This is a genomic window from Agromyces subbeticus DSM 16689 (genome assembly GCF_000421565.1).
In the GTDB taxonomy this organism is placed as follows: Bacteria; Actinomycetota; Actinomycetes; order Actinomycetales; family Microbacteriaceae; genus Agromyces; species Agromyces subbeticus.
The window spans coordinates 133,630-149,200 of record NZ_ATXG01000001.1; the positions used below are offsets into that span (position 1 = coordinate 133,630).

Annotated in this window: 13 protein-coding genes; 8 read left to right on the forward strand and 5 right to left on the reverse strand. The window is 70.2% G+C overall.

Annotation, left to right across the window (positions count from 1 at the left end; all coding sequences use genetic code 11):
• Positions 1-58: 58 nt before the first annotated feature.
• The 3 genes from H521_RS0100535 (at position 59) to H521_RS0100545 (ending at position 3,628) form a co-directional block, all read left to right on the forward strand.
• Positions 59-868 (forward strand): M15 family metallopeptidase, encoded by an 810-nt coding sequence (locus H521_RS0100535; RefSeq protein WP_245560907.1) that lies wholly within the window; start codon positions 59-61, stop codon positions 866-868.
• Positions 861-2,204 carry an MFS transporter gene (locus H521_RS20605; RefSeq protein WP_022891082.1) on the forward strand — a complete coding sequence of 448 codons (1,344 nt, stop codon included), beginning with the start codon at positions 861-863 and terminating at the stop codon, positions 2,202-2,204. Before H521_RS0100535 ends, H521_RS20605 begins: the two co-directional genes overlap by 8 nt.
• A gap of 200 nt (positions 2,205-2,404) precedes the next feature.
• Positions 2,405-3,628, forward strand: coding sequence for an amidase domain-containing protein (locus tag H521_RS0100545; RefSeq protein ID WP_022891083.1), 1,224 nt, complete (start codon positions 2,405-2,407; stop codon positions 3,626-3,628).
• Positions 3,629-3,635: 7 nt separating this feature from the next.
• On the opposite strand, the gene H521_RS20610 is transcribed toward H521_RS0100545, so the two are convergent.
• From H521_RS20610 to H521_RS20615, 4 genes are all read right to left on the reverse strand, one after another.
• Positions 3,636-4,838: an MFS transporter gene (locus tag H521_RS20610; RefSeq protein ID WP_022891084.1), complete on the reverse strand. Its 1,203-nt coding sequence runs from the start codon at positions 4,836-4,838 to the stop codon at positions 3,636-3,638.
• 225 nt (positions 4,839-5,063) lie between these two features.
• Positions 5,064-6,692, reverse strand: coding sequence for a phosphoglucomutase (alpha-D-glucose-1,6-bisphosphate-dependent) (pgm, locus tag H521_RS0100555; protein WP_022891085.1), 1,629 nt, complete (start codon positions 6,690-6,692; stop codon positions 5,064-5,066).
• 28 nt (positions 6,693-6,720) lie between these two features.
• Entirely contained in the window at positions 6,721-8,019 is a 1,299-nt protein-coding gene (locus H521_RS0100560) for a DUF445 domain-containing protein (RefSeq protein WP_022891086.1), read from the reverse strand.
• Positions 8,020-8,101: 82 nt separating this feature from the next.
• Positions 8,102-9,091: an LCP family protein gene (locus tag H521_RS20615; protein ID WP_022891087.1), complete on the reverse strand. Its 990-nt coding sequence runs from the start codon at positions 9,089-9,091 to the stop codon at positions 8,102-8,104.
• Positions 9,092-9,156: 65 nt separating this feature from the next.
• On the opposite strand from H521_RS20615, the gene pheA reads away from it, so the two are divergent.
• Together pheA and H521_RS0100575 are read left to right on the forward strand one after the other, a co-directional pair.
• Positions 9,157-10,113, forward strand: a complete 957-nt coding sequence (gene pheA / locus H521_RS0100570; protein ID WP_022891088.1) for a prephenate dehydratase — start codon at positions 9,157-9,159, stop codon at positions 10,111-10,113.
• A gap of 28 nt (positions 10,114-10,141) precedes the next feature.
• Positions 10,142-10,957, forward strand: a complete 816-nt coding sequence (locus tag H521_RS0100575) for a hypothetical protein (protein ID WP_022891089.1) — start codon at positions 10,142-10,144, stop codon at positions 10,955-10,957.
• Here the strand turns inward: H521_RS0100575 and H521_RS0100580 are convergent.
• Positions 10,914-11,921 carry a diacylglycerol/lipid kinase family protein gene (locus H521_RS0100580; RefSeq protein WP_022891090.1) on the reverse strand — a complete coding sequence of 336 codons (1,008 nt, stop codon included), beginning with the start codon at positions 11,919-11,921 and terminating at the stop codon, positions 10,914-10,916. The two genes, H521_RS0100575 and H521_RS0100580, sit on opposite strands and share 44 nt — an antisense overlap.
• Before the next feature lie 92 nt (positions 11,922-12,013).
• On the opposite strand from H521_RS0100580, the gene serS reads away from it, so the two are divergent.
• The 3 genes from serS to H521_RS20620 all read left to right on the forward strand — a co-directional run bounded on the left by serS (position 12,014) and on the right by H521_RS20620 (position 15,487).
• Positions 12,014-13,279: a serine--tRNA ligase gene (serS, locus tag H521_RS0100585; protein ID WP_022891091.1), complete on the forward strand. Its 1,266-nt coding sequence runs from the start codon at positions 12,014-12,016 to the stop codon at positions 13,277-13,279.
• Between the two features lie 98 nt (positions 13,280-13,377).
• Positions 13,378-14,181 carry an HAD family hydrolase gene (locus H521_RS0100590; protein WP_022891092.1) on the forward strand — a complete coding sequence of 268 codons (804 nt, stop codon included), beginning with the start codon at positions 13,378-13,380 and terminating at the stop codon, positions 14,179-14,181.
• A gap of 70 nt (positions 14,182-14,251) precedes the next feature.
• Positions 14,252-15,487 (forward strand): LCP family protein, encoded by a 1,236-nt coding sequence (locus H521_RS20620; RefSeq protein WP_022891093.1) that lies wholly within the window; start codon positions 14,252-14,254, stop codon positions 15,485-15,487.
• Positions 15,488-15,571: the final 84 nt, after the last annotated feature.

The following is a 15,571-nucleotide window of genomic DNA, read 5'->3' on the forward strand; positions in this document are numbered from 1 at the left end:
TCCACTGCCGGAGCCGAGCGCCGTCGGGCTCCCGACCCGCCCGGCGTAGACTCATCGGGTGTCATCGAGTGAACGTCGCGAGCCGTCCGATCAGGTGAGGCAGCGGCGGCGTCTCGTCATCGCGGGCTCGCTGAGCCTCGCGCTCGTCGCGGTCGCCGTCGTCGTGATCGGCGCCGTTTCGAGCAGTTCGCCCGGCGGGCAGGCTGCAGGCGGGGCATCCGCTACGCCCAGTGAGTCGCCTCGCCCGGCGCCCGGCGCGACTCCGCCGCCGGCGAGCGTCGACACCTTCGATCGCACCGCCCACTCGCTCGACGACCCCAACAGCATCTGGGTCGTGGTCAACAAGCTCCGGCCGCTGAACCCGCAGGACTTCGAGCCCGGCGACCTCGTCGACGTGCCGGTGCCGCACACCTGGGATCCGCTGCTGCGCCAAGAGGCCTCCGATGCGATCGTCGCGATGTTCCAGGCTGCAAGCGATGAGGCCGACCTCTCGCTCGCCTCGAACAGCGCCTTCCGCTCGTACTCCGCGCAGGAGTCCGTCTACGACGGCGACGACCTGCTGACCGCGCGCCCAGGTTTCAGCGAGCACCAGACCGGCCTCGTGATGGACATCGGCGCCGAGAGCGGCGAGTGCTCGCTCGCCGCGTGCTTCGGCGACATCGCCGAGGGCATCTGGGTGCGCGACAACGCGTGGCGGTTCGGGTTCATCCTGCGCTATCCCGCCGACAAGACGCCCGTCACGGGCTACGAGTTCGAACCGTGGCACTTCCGCTACGTCGGCGTGCCGCTCGCGACGGAGATGCACGAGACGGGCGTCACCACGCTCGAGGAGTTCTTCGGCCTGCCGGCGGCGCCCGAATATGAATGACCGGCGTGCGCTGAGCCCTGCCACGCCGCCGCGGCGCGGCGTCTCGCTCACCGTGCTGGTCGTCAACCAACTGCTCGCTGGGGTCGGCGTCGCATCGGGCATCGCCGTCGCCGCCCTGCTCGTCGATGAGCTGACCGGCGCCGTCGCGCTCGCGGGCCTCGCCCAGTCGTCGAGCGTGCTCGGCGCCGCCGTCACCGCGATCCCGCTCGCCCGCCTCGCCGTGCGCTCGGGCCGGCACGTCGCCCTCGCGACGGGGTACGCGCTCGCGCTGGCCGGCGCCGTGCTCGTGGTCGCCGCGGCCGCGAGCGGCTGGGTGCTGCTCGTCTTCCTCGGGCTCGCCGCGTTCGGGGCGGGCGCCGCCGCTGGACTGCAGGCGCGATTCGCCGCGACCGAGATCGCCGCGGCAGGGTTCGAAGCGCGATCCATGTCGCTCGTGCTGTGGGCGACGACGCTCGGCTCGGTGGCGGGCCCGCTGCTCGCAGCCACGGGCGATTCCGTGGGCATCGCGCTCGGCCTGCCGCCGCTCGTCGGCCCGTTCCTGTTCTCGGGGGTGGCGTTCGCGCTCTCGACCCTGCTCGTGGCGACGCTCCTGCGGCTGCCGAAGCCGGGCACCATGGCGACGGATGCCGCCGCTCCACCTCTCGATTCCGCATCGGTCGCTACGCCCGCCGAAGAGTCCCCGGCGCCGTCCCTCGAGCCCGGCGAAGGAGCCCACGCCGCTCCCGAACGACCGATCGGCGCCTGGCAGGCGCTCCGCACGGCTGTGCGCGATCCGCGTGCCCTCTTCGCGATCCTCGCCATCGTCTGCTCGCACACGGTGATGATCGGCGTCATGGTGATGACGCCCGTGCACATGACCGCGCACGGCCTCTCACTCTCGCTCGTCGGCGTCGTGCTCAGCATCCACATCATCGGCATGTACGGCGCGAGTCCACTCGTCGGCTGGCTCGTCGACAAGATGGGGCCGCCACGCGTGATCGCCACGGGCGCCGGCATCCTCATCGTCGCGGCGCTCATCGGCATCCTGTCGCCGGCCGACGACATGCTGCTCATCCCGCTCGCGCTCGGCCTGCTCGGGCTCGGCTGGTCGTGCGGGCTCATCGGCGGTTCCACCCTGCTGACGACCTCCGTCGAACCCGAGGTCCGGGTGCCGCTGCAGGGCGCGACCGACGCTGCGATGAATCTCGCGGCCGCGGCATCCGCTGCCCTCTCCGGAGTTGTTCTCGGCGCCGCCGGATTCGCGGGAGTGAACGTCGTCGCACTGCTCGTGCTCGTGCCGCTCGGGGTGGCAGCGGTGCGCGCGATGCGAGCGAGTCGGGTGGTTGCGGCGTCCTAGCCGCGTGATTCGGCCGAGAGCGCGCTCTCACCGGCTTCCCAGTGGTTCAGAGGGTTCCTCACAATTTGGCGTGATGTGGTGTCGTATCCCCCCTGAATGCCGACCCGGAATCCCCCATACCTGTGCGCCTCAACTTCTTCACGCCTGCCTCCAGCTCTTCTGAACTCCCCGCGAGACGCCGTTCGACCTTTCGAGCACCGGTGATCGAGGGCGCCCTCGACTCCGTCGCGGCCGTCGACGCCGAGGTGAATCGGAGTGCCGATATCGCCGACACGGTCGCGACGTCCGATGCCACAGTCGCGGCCGGAGCGGCCGCAGCAGACGCAGCAACCGAACGTCTCGACGCACGCGTCGCCCGTCACCGCGCCGAGCGAGTGCGCAACCGGCGCCCGTCGAGCGGTGCCCCGCGCCGGGTCGTGGCGCTCAGTTGCGCCACCGCGATCCTCGGTGTGAGCGCGTTCGGCGCCGTGGCCGCGGCCTCGGCCGACGACAAGGCCTCGCTCACGGCGGCGAGCGACCTCGCCGCGGCCCCGCAAGCCGCGGCATCAGCCGGCGACGAGATCACCTCGTCGATCGAGATCGCCGAGCGGCCCGCCGTCACGAGCGCGCTCTCGACCGCGGCGGCGCCGTTCACCGGGGGCACCCAGGTCACCGTCACCGGTGACGCACTCGATCAGGTCGGCCATGTCGTCGTCGGCGGCGTCGAAGCGCCGATCGTGGCCGCGGTGCCCGAGCAGCTCACGTTCCAGGTGCCCGCCGTCGCCGAGTCGGCACTCGGGGGTGTGCCGGTCGCATTCACGGATGTCGCGGGCGAGCCGGTCGCCGTGACGGCGCCCGGCACCGCGACCGTCGCCGGTGCCTCCGCGCCGGTCTCGCTCGCCACGCAGCTGACCGAGATCGACGAGGCGGCCGTGCACGCGGCGACGCAATCGCTCGTGCTGACCTACACCTCGAACCCCGCGATCGACGCGCAAGTGGGATATGTGCTCACCTACTGGAGCGGTTACAACACGGCGGAGTACACCGTCTTGAGCGGTGTCGACTGCGCGAACTTCGCGAGCCAGTCGCTCGTGGCCCGCGGCTGGGCGATGGATGCCGGCTGGTACTACGACCGCGCGACGGGCGCGATGTCACCCAGCTGGGCGAGCTCGACGGCGATGCGCGATTGGCTGTACGGCCGCCCCGACCTCGCGACGCCGCTCGACGACTCGCAGCGCGGGCTTGTGAAGGTCGGCGACATCGCCCAGTTCGACTGGGACGGCTCGGGCGACCGCGACCACACCGCGATCGTCACGCGGGTCGAGCACACCGCCTCCGGCACGAATGTCTGGGTCGGCGGTCACACGAAGGACGCCGACTACTGGAACGTCGATGAGGCCCTCGCCTCGGGCGGCGGCGCCGTCACCTACTTCTCGCTCGAGTAACCGCGCGTCACGACCGTGTGTTCCGCGAACGGAGCAGGAACGGCGCGCAAAGCGCGATGACGACGACACCGATGATGGTGCTGATCGCGAGGGCGTGACCCGGCCCTGCGGTGTCCGCGAGCGCCCCGAAGACGGCCGCGCCGAGCGCCGCGCCGAGGTTCACCGCGGTGTCGATCCAGCCGTTCGCCTCGGTGCGCACTCGCGGATCGGTGCGTGAATCAGCGGCGAGGTAGCCGACGATCAGCACGGGTGCGAGGCAGAGGCCGCCGAGCGTGAAGCCGATGAGCGCTGCGATGCTGCCTCCGACGAGTCCGGTGACGGCGAGCACCGCGAGCAGGGCGAGGCTGAGCACGATGAGCTGGCGTTCCACCGCCGGTCGCACATGCACGCGACCGTAGAGCAGGCCGCTGACCGCACTCGCACCCGCGAAGAGCGCGAGCAGCACGCCGGCGAGCACGGTGTTCGACTCGGTGACGGCGAGAGCGGGAGCGGCGATCTCCACGATGCCGAGCACCAACCCGGGAACAACCATGGCGAGCACCATGGGCGGAAACCCTCTGGAGCGCAGCGGCGAGAGGCCGACCGGCTCAGCACGCTCGACCGCGCGTGAGCCGCGCTGCCGGCGGGAGAGCGGACTCGAGACGAAGAGCGCTGCGCCGGCGAGCACGCACCCGGCGGAGAGCAGCAACGCCGCGAGGGGATCGATGATCACCGCCAGCAGTGCCGCGACCAGCGGGCCGACCGCGAACGTCACTTCCCCGGCGACGGCATCGAGGCTGAGCCCGCGCACGCGCAGTCCGCCGGGCGGCAACGCCGCCGACCACAGCACTCGCATGCTCGCGGCGAAGGGCGGTGAGGAGGCCCCGGCGATCACGCTCAGGCACAACAGGATCGGCAGCCCCGCGTGCGGCGCGAGCCCGAGTGCGACGAGCGATGAGGCGTGCAGGAGTCCGAGCGAGGTCAGCACGAGCGCTTGACCGCGCCGGTCGATGAGTCGCGCGCGCCACGGGGTGACCACGACGTTCGCGATGCCGAGCGTCGCCGTGACCGCACCCGCGATCGCGAACGAGCCGGTCGCGCGTTCGAGCAGCAGCACGAGTGCGAGCCCCGACGTCGAGAGTGAGAGACGGCCGATGATGCTCGGGAGGAAGGCACGAGCGATGTGTTCCGTGCGCAGCACGGCTCGATAGGACGGTGGTTCGGTGGACATCAGGATCTCCGGTGCGATGAGGCCTCGCCGCTCGTCGATCGGATGAGCGGAGGGCGGTGCAAGCTGGGTCTGCACACCTGGAACGGCGTGCTGCAATCGCCCCGCGCCGGCGAGCGACGAGGGGCGGAACGCGCGGAAGCGTTAGATGCGGGACACCGTGAACCTGACCATCCGGGTCAGCATAGCGGGCGCCGTTCGCTCTGCCCTCGTTCGCCTCGACGGCGATCAGCCGGCGAGCGCAGCGTCGACGATCGCCTTCGCCTCGGCTTGCACCTCGGCGAGGTGCTCGGGCCCCCTGAACGACTCGGCGTAGATCTTGTAGACGTCTTCGGTGCCGCTCGGCCGGGCCGCGAACCACGCGTCGGCCGTCTCGACCTTCACTCCGCCGATCGCCGCGTCGTTGCCCGGTGCGTGCGAGAGCTTCGCCGTGATCGGCTGGCCGGCGAGTTCCGACGCCGAGATCGCGTCGCCGTCGAGCTTGCCGAGTGCGGCCTTCTGCGCAGTGGATGCCGCGGCATCCGTGCGCTCGTAGGCGGGGTCGCCGAACCGCTCGACGAGGTCGGCGTAGAGCTCCGACGGGGAGCGTCCGGTGACCGCGCGGATCTCGGACGCGAGCAGGCACAGCAGGATGCCGTCTTTGTCGGTCGTCCAGACGGTGCCGTCGAAGCGCAGGAAGGAGGCACCGGCGCTCTCTTCGCCGCCGAAGCCGACCGAACCGTCGATGAGGCCGGGCACGAACCACTTGAAGCCGACCGGCACCTCCCAGAGGCGGCGGTCGAGCGCCTCGGCGACCCGGTCGATCATCGAGCTCGACACGAGGGTCTTGCCGATCGCGGCATCCGCTCGCCAGTTCGGCCGGTGCCCGAAGAGGTATTCGATCGCGACGGCCAGGTAGTGGTTGGGGTTCATGAGGCCGCCGTCGGGCGTGACGATGCCGTGCCGGTCGGCGTCGGCGTCGTTGCCCGTGAGGATGTCGTAGTCGCCCGCGTGCGAGAGCACCGAGGCCATGGCGCTCGGCGACGACGGGTCCATGCGGATCTTGCCGTCCCAGTCGAGGGTCATGAACGACCAGGCGGGGTCGACGCGTTCGTTGACGACCGTGAGGTCGAGGTCGTAGGCGTCGCGGATCGCGCCCCAGTACGAGACGGACGCCCCGCCGAGCGGGTCTGCTCCGATGCGGATGCCCGACTCGCGAATGGCGTCGAAGTCGATGATGTTCGCGAGGTCGGCGACGTACTCGCCGCGGAAGTCGTAGGTCTCGACGCCGCTCGGCTCGGCCTGCTTGACGTCGCGAAGGCCGCCGGCGATGAGTTCGTTCGCCCGGTCGGCGATCCACTTCGTGGCGTCGGAATCGGCGGGACCGCCGTGCGGCGGGTTGTACTTGAACCCGCCGTCTTGGGGAGGGTTGTGCGACGGGGTGATCACGATGCCGTCGGCCTCGCCCTCTACGCGCTTGGCCGGGTCGTTGTTCCACTTCAGGATCGCGTGCGAGAGCGCGGGAGTCGGCACGTAGTCGTCGAACTCGTCGGCGAGCACGCGCACGCGGTTGGCGACGAGCACGTCGAGCGCGGTCGTCTGCGCGGGGGCGCTCAGCGCGTGCGTGTCGGCGCCGATGAACAGCGGACCGGTGATGCCCTGCGCCGTGCGGTACTCGACGATCGCCTGCGTGATGGCGAGGATGTGGTGCTCGTTGAAGCTCGACGTGAACGCCGACCCGCGGTGCCCCGAGGTGCCGAACGCGACTCGCTGCGCCGGCTCCGAGGCATCCGGCTGCCGCTCGTAGTACGCCCTGACGAGCGCCTCCACGTCGATGAGGTCGGATTCGGTCGCCGGGGTGCCTGCGCGCTCGTGCATGCCTCCCAGTCTGGCACTCCGCCGCGGCTCACACGAGGGCGTGCACGCCCGTCGCGATCGTGAAGATGGCGAGGCCCGCGAGTGCGCCCACGACCGTGCCGTTGATGCGGATGAACTGCAGGTCGCGGCCCACTTGCAACTCGAGCTTCTCGGTCGTCTCCCGAGGATCCCAGCGCTCGACGGTCTCGGTGATGACCCCCGCGATCTCGTGGCGGTAGTTGCGCACGACGTAGGCCGCGGCATCCGTCACCCAGTCGTCGACCTTCATGGCGAGGCCCTCGTCGGCGGTGAGTCGCGCCCCGACCTCCACGACCGCCGAGGTCAGGCCCGCCCGCAGCTCGCTCGTCGGGTCGACGAGCGCCGCCTCGAGGCTCGCCTTGACCGATGCCCATGCCTCACCGGCGAACTCGCGCACGCGCGGGCTCTCGAGCAACTCGGCCTTCAGCGTCTCGACGCGCGCGATCATCGCGGGGTCGTGCTGCAGGGCGTCGGCGAGCTCGGCGAGGTAGCGGTCGATCGCGATGCGCAGCGGATGTTCCGGATCGGTTCGCACGGCCTTCACGAACGCGAGCACCTCGCGAGAGGCGCGGTCGTCGACGATGCGGTCGACGAAGCCGGGCAGCCAGCGGGGCAGCCGGTCGGAGACCATGCTGCCGAACGCCTCGGGATGGGTCTCGAGCCAACCTTCGGCCTTCTCGAGCACGGCGTCGACAGCGCCGCGCTGCTGGTCGGCGGCCACGAGCCGCGCACCGACCCGGCCGATCGCCGGGGCCCACTCGGGCTCGAAGAGGTGGCGGCGGGCGAGCCGCTCGATCACGTCTTCGACGTCGTCGTCGCCGAGCAGGGTGAGCACGCCGCGGGCGGCGACGGATGCCTCGGCGGTCAGTCGCTCGGCATTGGCCGGCGTCGCGAGCCAGCCGCCGAGCCGGCGGGAGATGCCGATCGAACGGAGCTTTCCGAGCACGACGTCGTCGGAGAGGAACTCGTGCTCGACGAACGCGCCGAGGGTCGCGCCGATCTCGTCTTTGCGGTTCGGGATGATCGCGGTGTGCGGAATCGGGATTCCGAGCGGATGCCGGAACAGCGCGGTCACCGCGAACCAGTCGGCGATCGCGCCGACCATGGCGCCTTCGGCGGCGGCGCGCACGTAGCCGAGCCACGGCACCTGCTCCTGCAGGGCGAACGACACGGCGAACACGATCGCGGCGACGATGAGCAGCCCCGCCGCGACACGCTTCATGCGGCGAAGCGCGACGAGCCGCTCGGCGTCGGTGGGCACTCGTGCCCGCTCACCGGTCGACGCCCGCTGCTCGTTGATCGTGGTCACGAGGCCCCCTCACGCTCGGCAGTTGCGCTCGTTGTCGACGTTAGCCGCAACCGGACGGTGAGAGGCCGACCCCGCCCTGCAGTCACTCGGCGAATGCGGCCGCGTCGAGCGTGTCGCTCGCGAAGCCTGCGCGTACCTGGTCGAGTCTCGCCCAGTCGACGAGCACGATGGATTGCCCGTCGTCCGACGTGCCGGTGCCGTTCGTCGGCATGGTGAAGAACGTGATGTTCTCTCGGCGCACCTCGCGGAGCTCGACCGCGAGGCCGGCGACGTATCCGCTCGTGAACCCGGCGTCGACCTTGAGATAGGGGGTGATGGATTCGAGGATGGAGCTCACCCGGCCGGGGTTGACGGCGGTGTCCGAGCTCAGCACCTTGTCGAGCAGCGCCGCGATGAAGGCCTGCTGATTGCGCACGCGGGTGTAGTCGCCGTCGACGAAGGCATAGCGTTCGCGGGCGAAGGCGAGGGCCTGGGATCCATCGAGGTGGAGCCTTCCCTGAGGGAAGGTCATGCCGCGCAGGTGGTAGCTCTCGAACTCGGTCGGATTGTCGATGTCGACGCCGCCGACGGCATCGGTCAGCCCGACGAATCCCTTGAAGTCGAAGATCGCGACATGGTCGATGCGGGCACCGATGAGCGACTCCACGGTCTGCACCGCGAGCGGGACTCCGCCGTAGGAGAGCGCCGCATTCACCTTGGCCATGCCGTGGCCCGAGATGTCCACCCAGCTGTCGCGCATGATCGACATCACGGTGATGCCGTGCCGGTCGGCGGGGATGTGGGCGACCATGATCGTGTCGGAGCGCTGCCCGGCCGCATCGTCGATGCTGTCGAGGTCGGCGCGCGAATCGGTGCCGAGCAGCAGGATGTTCTGGGCGGATGCCGCCTGGCCGGTCGGCTCGGGCGGCCGCATCGTTGCATCGGGGAACGCTTCGACGATCTTCTCGGTGCCCTGGTCGAACCGCTGCGCAACCGAGCTCACGAAGATGGCGCTCACGCCGACGAGCGCGAGCACGAAGACGCCGATCGCGGCGAGCGCGATGACGACGGGCCGACTCCATCGACGTGCCACGCCCTCATGGTACTCCCGTGCTGCGCCCGCGGCTCGGCCGGTGCGCGGTGGCTAGGCTGGCCTGCATGACGGATGCCGCGCCCACACCGCCCGAGGAGACCTACTCCTACCTGGGGCCGGCCGGCACCTTCACCGAGGCGGCGCTCAAGCAGGTGCCAGAGGCGGTCGGCAAGCACTGGCGCGGCGTGAACAACGTCGGCGAAGCGCTCGCGGATGTCACGAACGGCCGTTCGATCGCCGCGATGATCGCGATCGAGAACTCGGTCGACGGCGGCGTCTCCGCCACGCAGGACGCCCTCGCGACCGTGCCGGGGCTGCGCATCCTCGGCGAGTACCTCGTGCCGGTGAACTTCGTGCTCGTGGCCAGGCCGGGCACCGCGCTCGCCGACGTGCGCATCGTCAACGCCCACCCCGTCGCCTACGCGCAGTCGCGCGGCTGGCTCGAACGCGAGCTGCCCGACCACGGGCACATCCCGGCGACGAGCAACGTCGCCGCCGCGGCATCCCTCTTCGAAGGCAGCCAGGCCGACGCGGCCGTCGCGCCGCCCGGCATCACCGACCACCTCGACGTCGACGTGCTCGCCCGCGACATCGGCGACAACGCCAACGCCGTCACGCGCTTCGTGCTCGTTGGCCGCTCGCGTGTGCTGCCGGAGCCGACCGGGGCCGACAAGACGAGCATCATCGTCGAGCTGCCCGACGACGAGCCCGGCGCGCTGCTCGCCATGCTCGAGCAGTTCTCGACCCGTGGCGTGAACCTCTCGCTCATCCAGTCGCGGCCGATCGGCGACGCCCTCGGCCGCTACCGATTCGTCGTCGACTTCGACGGCCACGTCGCCGACGAGCGCGTCGCCGACGCCCTGCTCGGCCTCCGCCGCACGAGCCCCAAGGTGATCTTCCTCGGCTCGTACCCGCGGGCCGACCAGCAAGAGGTGGCCTACCACTCGAAGTACGATGACGGCATCTTCATCGAGGCCCGCGACTGGCTGCGCGGCCTGCTGAGCGGCGAGCCCGACGCCTGATCGCGTCGCCCCGAACCGAGGAGCACACGTGAGCGACGGCGCGACCGCAGGCATCGACCCGCGATTCGATCCGCGGTACCAGCGCGGGTACTCGGGCGAGAGTGCGGTCGACCGCGAGGGTGCAGTGGATGCCGCGCCGCCGGCCCGCCCGTCGGTGGTGCGAGTGCCCGACCCGCCGAAGTCGATCACTGCGGCTCCGGTGGTCGTCGGGCAAATCGTCGACGTCGAGACGAACGACGATGTCGACGTGCTCGAGCAGTCGTTCCAGCGGTCCGACCCGCAGCCCCAGGACGGCGCAATCGGCGATCGCGTGCGACCGTGGCTCATCGGAGCGTGGTCGGTGCTCGGTGCGTCCCTGCTGATCGGCACGTCGATGATCTGGTCGCTGAACAACGATCCGAAGTACTACATGGGAATGGGTGACGTCAACGGGCTTCGCGAGATCACGTGGGTGGTTGCACCTGCGCTCGTGCGAGTGGCTCTCGTCAGCACCGTCGCGCTCATCGTGGCGATGGGGGTGCGGCGCGCATGGCCCGATCCCGTACCGCCGGAGCGGGAACGGCCGCCGGTGACCCGCACTCCGGCGTTCGTCGCCCTGCTCACCGTGATCATCGGTGCAGCCATCATCGTCGCCTGGTACGCGACCATCGCCGGTGCGACTCGCCTGGTCGCGGTGAGCGGTCCTCCTGAGGGCGACCAGGTGATGTTGATGGCGCTGCAGGCCACGGTCAGCACGGTGTCCAACGCGATCGTCGAGGCGGCAGTGTGGGCCGTGCTCGGCATTCTCGTGCTCGGAGCGGTCAGCGCGGAACGCGCACGATCAGCGCGGCCGGATCGACCGTGAATCGCGCAGACACCACGAGGCCGAACTCGTCGCCGTCGATCTCGAACTCCTCGGCCGCTCCCTCGATCTCGAGCTCGACCGATCGCCCCCGCAGGTAGACGATCTCGCTGCGGCGCTTGCCGCCCGTGAGGTCGAGGAACTGGCGACCCAGCGCCGATTTCCGCAGCACCCGGTTCTCCCAGGTGACCTTGCGCCAGATGAGCAACCACCCGAGCAGGTTTCGCGGCTGCAGCACGACGACGTCGAGCCGGCCGTCGTCGATCTCGGCGTCGGGGATCAGCTCGATGTTGCCCGGCAGGTAGCCGAGGTTCGCAACGAGGATGCTCGACACCTTCGATCGGTGGTGGCGCCCCATGTCGACTCGATGGGTCACGCGATAGGGCTTCGACGCAGGGATCGCGCGAAGGCCGGCATCGACGTAGGCCAGCCAGCCGACCCGCTTCTTCAGGTCGTCATTCGTGTTCGAGATCATGGCCGCGTCGATGCCGATGCCGGCCATCACGAGCGAAACGTGCGTCTCTTCACCGCCGTCGGGCCTGACGACGTCGGCGGCGATGACGTCGACGGCGCGGTCCATGCCCGAGAAGGCGAGCACGACGGCGTCGTCCTGATCGTTCACGGGGATGTCGAGATTGCGGGCGAAGAGGTTGCCCGTGCCGATCGGCACGAGGCCGAGTGGAACGCCGCTGCCGCGGAGGCCGGCCGCGACCGAGCGCACGGTGCCGTCGCCGCCGGCGGCGATCACGAGGTCGACGCGGGCATCGAGGGCTTCGTGCGCCATTCCCTTGCCCGGGTCGTCGGCGGTGGTCTCGATCCACAGCGAGGGAGCGAAATGCTGGCGCGCCTCGGCTGCGGCGACGGCCGTGCGCAGGGTGTCGACGCCCTGCTTGGTCGGATTGAAGATCACGGCCGCGCGCTGGCGCCGGCCCGCGGCATCCGTCGTCACCTGCTCGTCTGCCGTCACGCAGCCCACGGTATTGCATCCACGCTGGAAACCGCCGTTCACGCGCGCAAGCCCCGATCAGGCGGTCGGATGCCGCGGCTAGACTTGCTCGGGTGATCGATCCCGTGCTGCTTCGCGAGAACCCCGACCTCATCAAGCGTTCGCAAGAGCTCCGCGGCGAGTCCGTGGCGCTCGTCGACGCGGCCGTCGAGGCCGACGCCGCTCGGCGCACCGCGATCACCGTCTTCGAGGCCCTGCGCGCCGAGCAGAACGCCTTCGGCAAGCAGGTCGCCCAGGCGCCCAAAGAGGCCAAGGCCGCCCTCGTCTCCGAGGCGCAAGAGCTCGCAGCCCGAGTCAAGGCTGCGAGCCAGACCGCGCACGACGCCGAGGCCGAGTTCACGCTCGCCGTGCAGCGGCTCGGCAACATCGTCATCGACGGCGTGCCGGCGGGTGGCGAAGACGACTTCATCGTGCTCCGCGAGGTCGGCGAGATCCCGGCGTTCGACTTCGAGCCGCGCGATCACCTCGAGATCGGCGAACTGCTCGACGCCATCGACATGCAGCGCGGCGCGAAGGTGTCGGGCGCGCGCTTCCACTACCTCAAGGGCATCGGGGCGCGGCTCGAGCTCGCCCTCATGAACATGGGCCTCGACCGGGCGCTCGCGGCGGGCTTCACGCCGCTCATCACGCCCACGCTCGTGCGGCCCGAGATCATGCAGGGCACCGGGTTCCTCGGTGCGCACTCCGACGAGGTCTACTACCTGCCCGAGCAGGAGCTCTACCTCACGGGCACGAGCGAGGTCGCACTCGCGGGCTATCACGCCGACGAGATCATCGACGTGTCGAAGGGCCCCATCCGCTATGCGGGCTGGTCGACCTGCTACCGCAGCGAGGCCGGCAGCCACGGCAAAGACACGCGCGGCATCATCCGGGTGCACCAGTTCAACAAGCTCGAGATGTTCACCTACATCGACCCCGCCGACGCCGCGGCCGAGCACGAGCGCCTGCTCGGCTGGCAAGAGGGCATGCTGCAAGACCTCGGCCTCTCGTATCGCGTCATCGACACCGCCGCGGGCGACCTCGGCTCGAGCGCTGCGCGAAAGTACGACGTCGAGGCCTGGGTGCCCACGCAGAACGCCTACCGCGAGCTCACCTCCACCTCGAACTGCACGACGTTCCAGGCGCGTCGCCTCAACATCCGCCACCGCACCGAGAGCGGCAAGACGGCCCCGGTCGCGACCCTCAACGGCACGCTCGCGACGACCCGGTGGCTCGTCGCCATTCTCGAGACGCACCAGCAGGCCGACGGCTCGGTCGTGGTGCCCGAGGCGCTGCGGGGCTACCTCGGCGGCCTCGCGGTGCTCGAGCCCGTCGCATGAGCAGTCGAGTGCCTCGTCGGTCGAGCAGCGACGAAGGAGCGTATCGAGACCACGAGACGGGGTCTCGATACGGCGCTGGGGCGCCTACTCGACCGGCGGTGGTCGACGAACCGTGGTTCGTCGCCCTCGACGTCGACGGCACGATCATGCACGAAGACGGTTCGATCGACGACGTCGTCGCCGACGCCGTCGCCGCGGCCCGCGACCGAGGCCACGTCGTGACGCTCGCGACCGGACGCTCGTGGGCGACGACGGAGCCCGTGCTCAGTCGGCTCGGGCTCACGCCCGAGTACGTCGTGTGCGCCAACGGCGCCATCACGATGCAGCGCGACGACGCGGCATCCGACGGCTATATTCGTCGGCACGTCGAGACCTTCGACCCGACGCCCGTGCTGGAGCGCATCCGTTCGTTCCTGCCGGCCGGCAAGTTCATGGTCGAACTGCCCGACGGCTATCGCCTCTACACCGAGGGCATGTCCGAGTGGAACCTCGACAACGCGCGCGAGGTGCTGTTCGAAGAGCTGCTCGACCACCGCGCGACCCGCGTCGTCGTCACGAGCCTCGAGCACGGTCTCGACGAGTTCTTCGGCATCGTCGACCAGATGGGCCTGCACCACGTCAGCTACGCGATCGGCTGGACCGCGTGGCTCGACATCGCCCCCGATGGCGTCAACAAGGCGACCGCGCTCGAGCGCGTGCGCGGCTGGCTCGACCTGCCGATCGAGCGCGTGCTCGCCGCCGGAGACGGGCGCAACGACCTCGAGATGTTCGCGTGGGCCGGTGCCGGCGGCCGATCGGTCGCGATGGGCCAGGCGCCAGACGAGGTGCGCGCGGCGGCGCTCGAGATCGGCGCATCGGTCGCCGACGCCGGGCTCGCTGCGGTGCTCGACTCGCTGCCGTGACGTCACCGCCACGCGCATCCCGCCGAGGTTCGCCAGCCCGACATAGAATCGGCGGATCGGAGGGGGTTCGGTGAGCAGCGCGAATGAGCAGGTCGACACGGAGCCGACCGAGGTGCCACGACACGGGCGGATGCCGCGGCACGGCGCCGCGTCGACGTACCTGAAGCTCGCGGCATCCGTCGTCGCCGTGCTCGCCGTCGCTGCCACGTCGATCGTGGCGTACGCGGCCGTCGACCTCATCGGGGACGCGAAGCCGCCGGTGGAGCTCGCGGGCGAGCAGATGCTCGAGGGTGTGCCCGACATCGGTGCGATGGAAGGCGGCCTCAACTTCCTGCTCGTCGGCAGCGACAAGCGCCCCGCCGACGGTCGCTTCGGCGACCCCGAAGAGGACTCGGCTGAACTCAACGACGTGACCATGCTGCTGCACGTGTCGCAAGACCACTCGCACGTCGAAGTGGTGAGCTTTCCGCGAGACCTCGTGGTGCCGGTGCCCGAGTGCATCGATCCGGCCGATCCCGAGGGCGAGCCGCTCTCGCCGCTCTCAGGTGTGAAGATCAACACCGTGCTCGCATACGGCGGGCTTCCGTGCGTCGCACTCACCGTTCAGCAGCTCACGGGCGTGGAGATCCCCGTCGGCGGCATCGTGGAGTTCTACGGCGTCGCCGCGCTCAGTGAGGCCGTCGGCGGCGTCGAGGTGTGCCTCGTCGACCCGATCGACGACCCCGATGCCGAACTGCAGCTCGATGCCGGAAAGCATTCCCTCTCGGGCATGCAGGCGTTGGCGTACCTGCGCACGCGGCATGCGGTCGGCGACGGCAGCGACCTCGGCCGTATCTCCAATCAGCAGGCCTTCCTCGCGTCGCTCGTGCGCACGCTGCAGAGCAGCGGCACCCTCAGCGACCCCGTGAAGCTCTACTCGATCGCCAAGGCCGTGCTGTCCAACATGACGCTCTCGACCGCGCTGCAGAATCCGACCCAGCTCATGGCGATCGCGCGTACCCTCGCCGACGTCGACCTGTCGAAGATCGTGTTCCTGCAGTATCCGACCGTCTACACCGATGACCGCAGCGGCGTCGAACCCTCCGATTCTGCGGCGTCCGTCAACGCTGCGCTGCAGGCTGATCAGCCGATCGTGCTCGATCCGTCGGCGACGTCGGAGTCGGAGTTCGGCACCGAGGCGGACCCGAACACCCAGGCGCCAGTACCCGACCCGGCCGCGACCGAAGCGCCCACCACGCAGGCGCCGCCGGATGTCACGGGGCAGCGTGGCGACGAGGTTCGTTGCGCGACGGCCAACGAGGGCTGACGCGTCGCTCGATCGTGCGCCTCAGCACCTTTTCAGGGTGGCCTGCGACCCTTGTCGGAGCATGCTTCCGCTAGAATCGGGGCC

Excerpts from the sequence above, each read along its gene's own strand:
- H521_RS20605 (WP_022891082.1), top strand. The coding sequence starts at position 861 with ATGAATGACCGGCGTGCGCTGAGCCCTGCCACGCCGCCGCGGCGCGGC.
- H521_RS20610 (WP_022891084.1), bottom strand. The coding sequence starts at position 4,838 with ATGTCCACCGAACCACCGTCCTATCGAGCCGTGCTGCGCACGGAACAC.
- pgm (WP_022891085.1), bottom strand. The coding sequence starts at position 6,692 with ATGCACGAGCGCGCAGGCACCCCGGCGACCGAATCCGACCTCATCGAC.
- pheA (WP_022891088.1), top strand. The coding sequence starts at position 9,157 with ATGACGGATGCCGCGCCCACACCGCCCGAGGAGACCTACTCCTACCTG.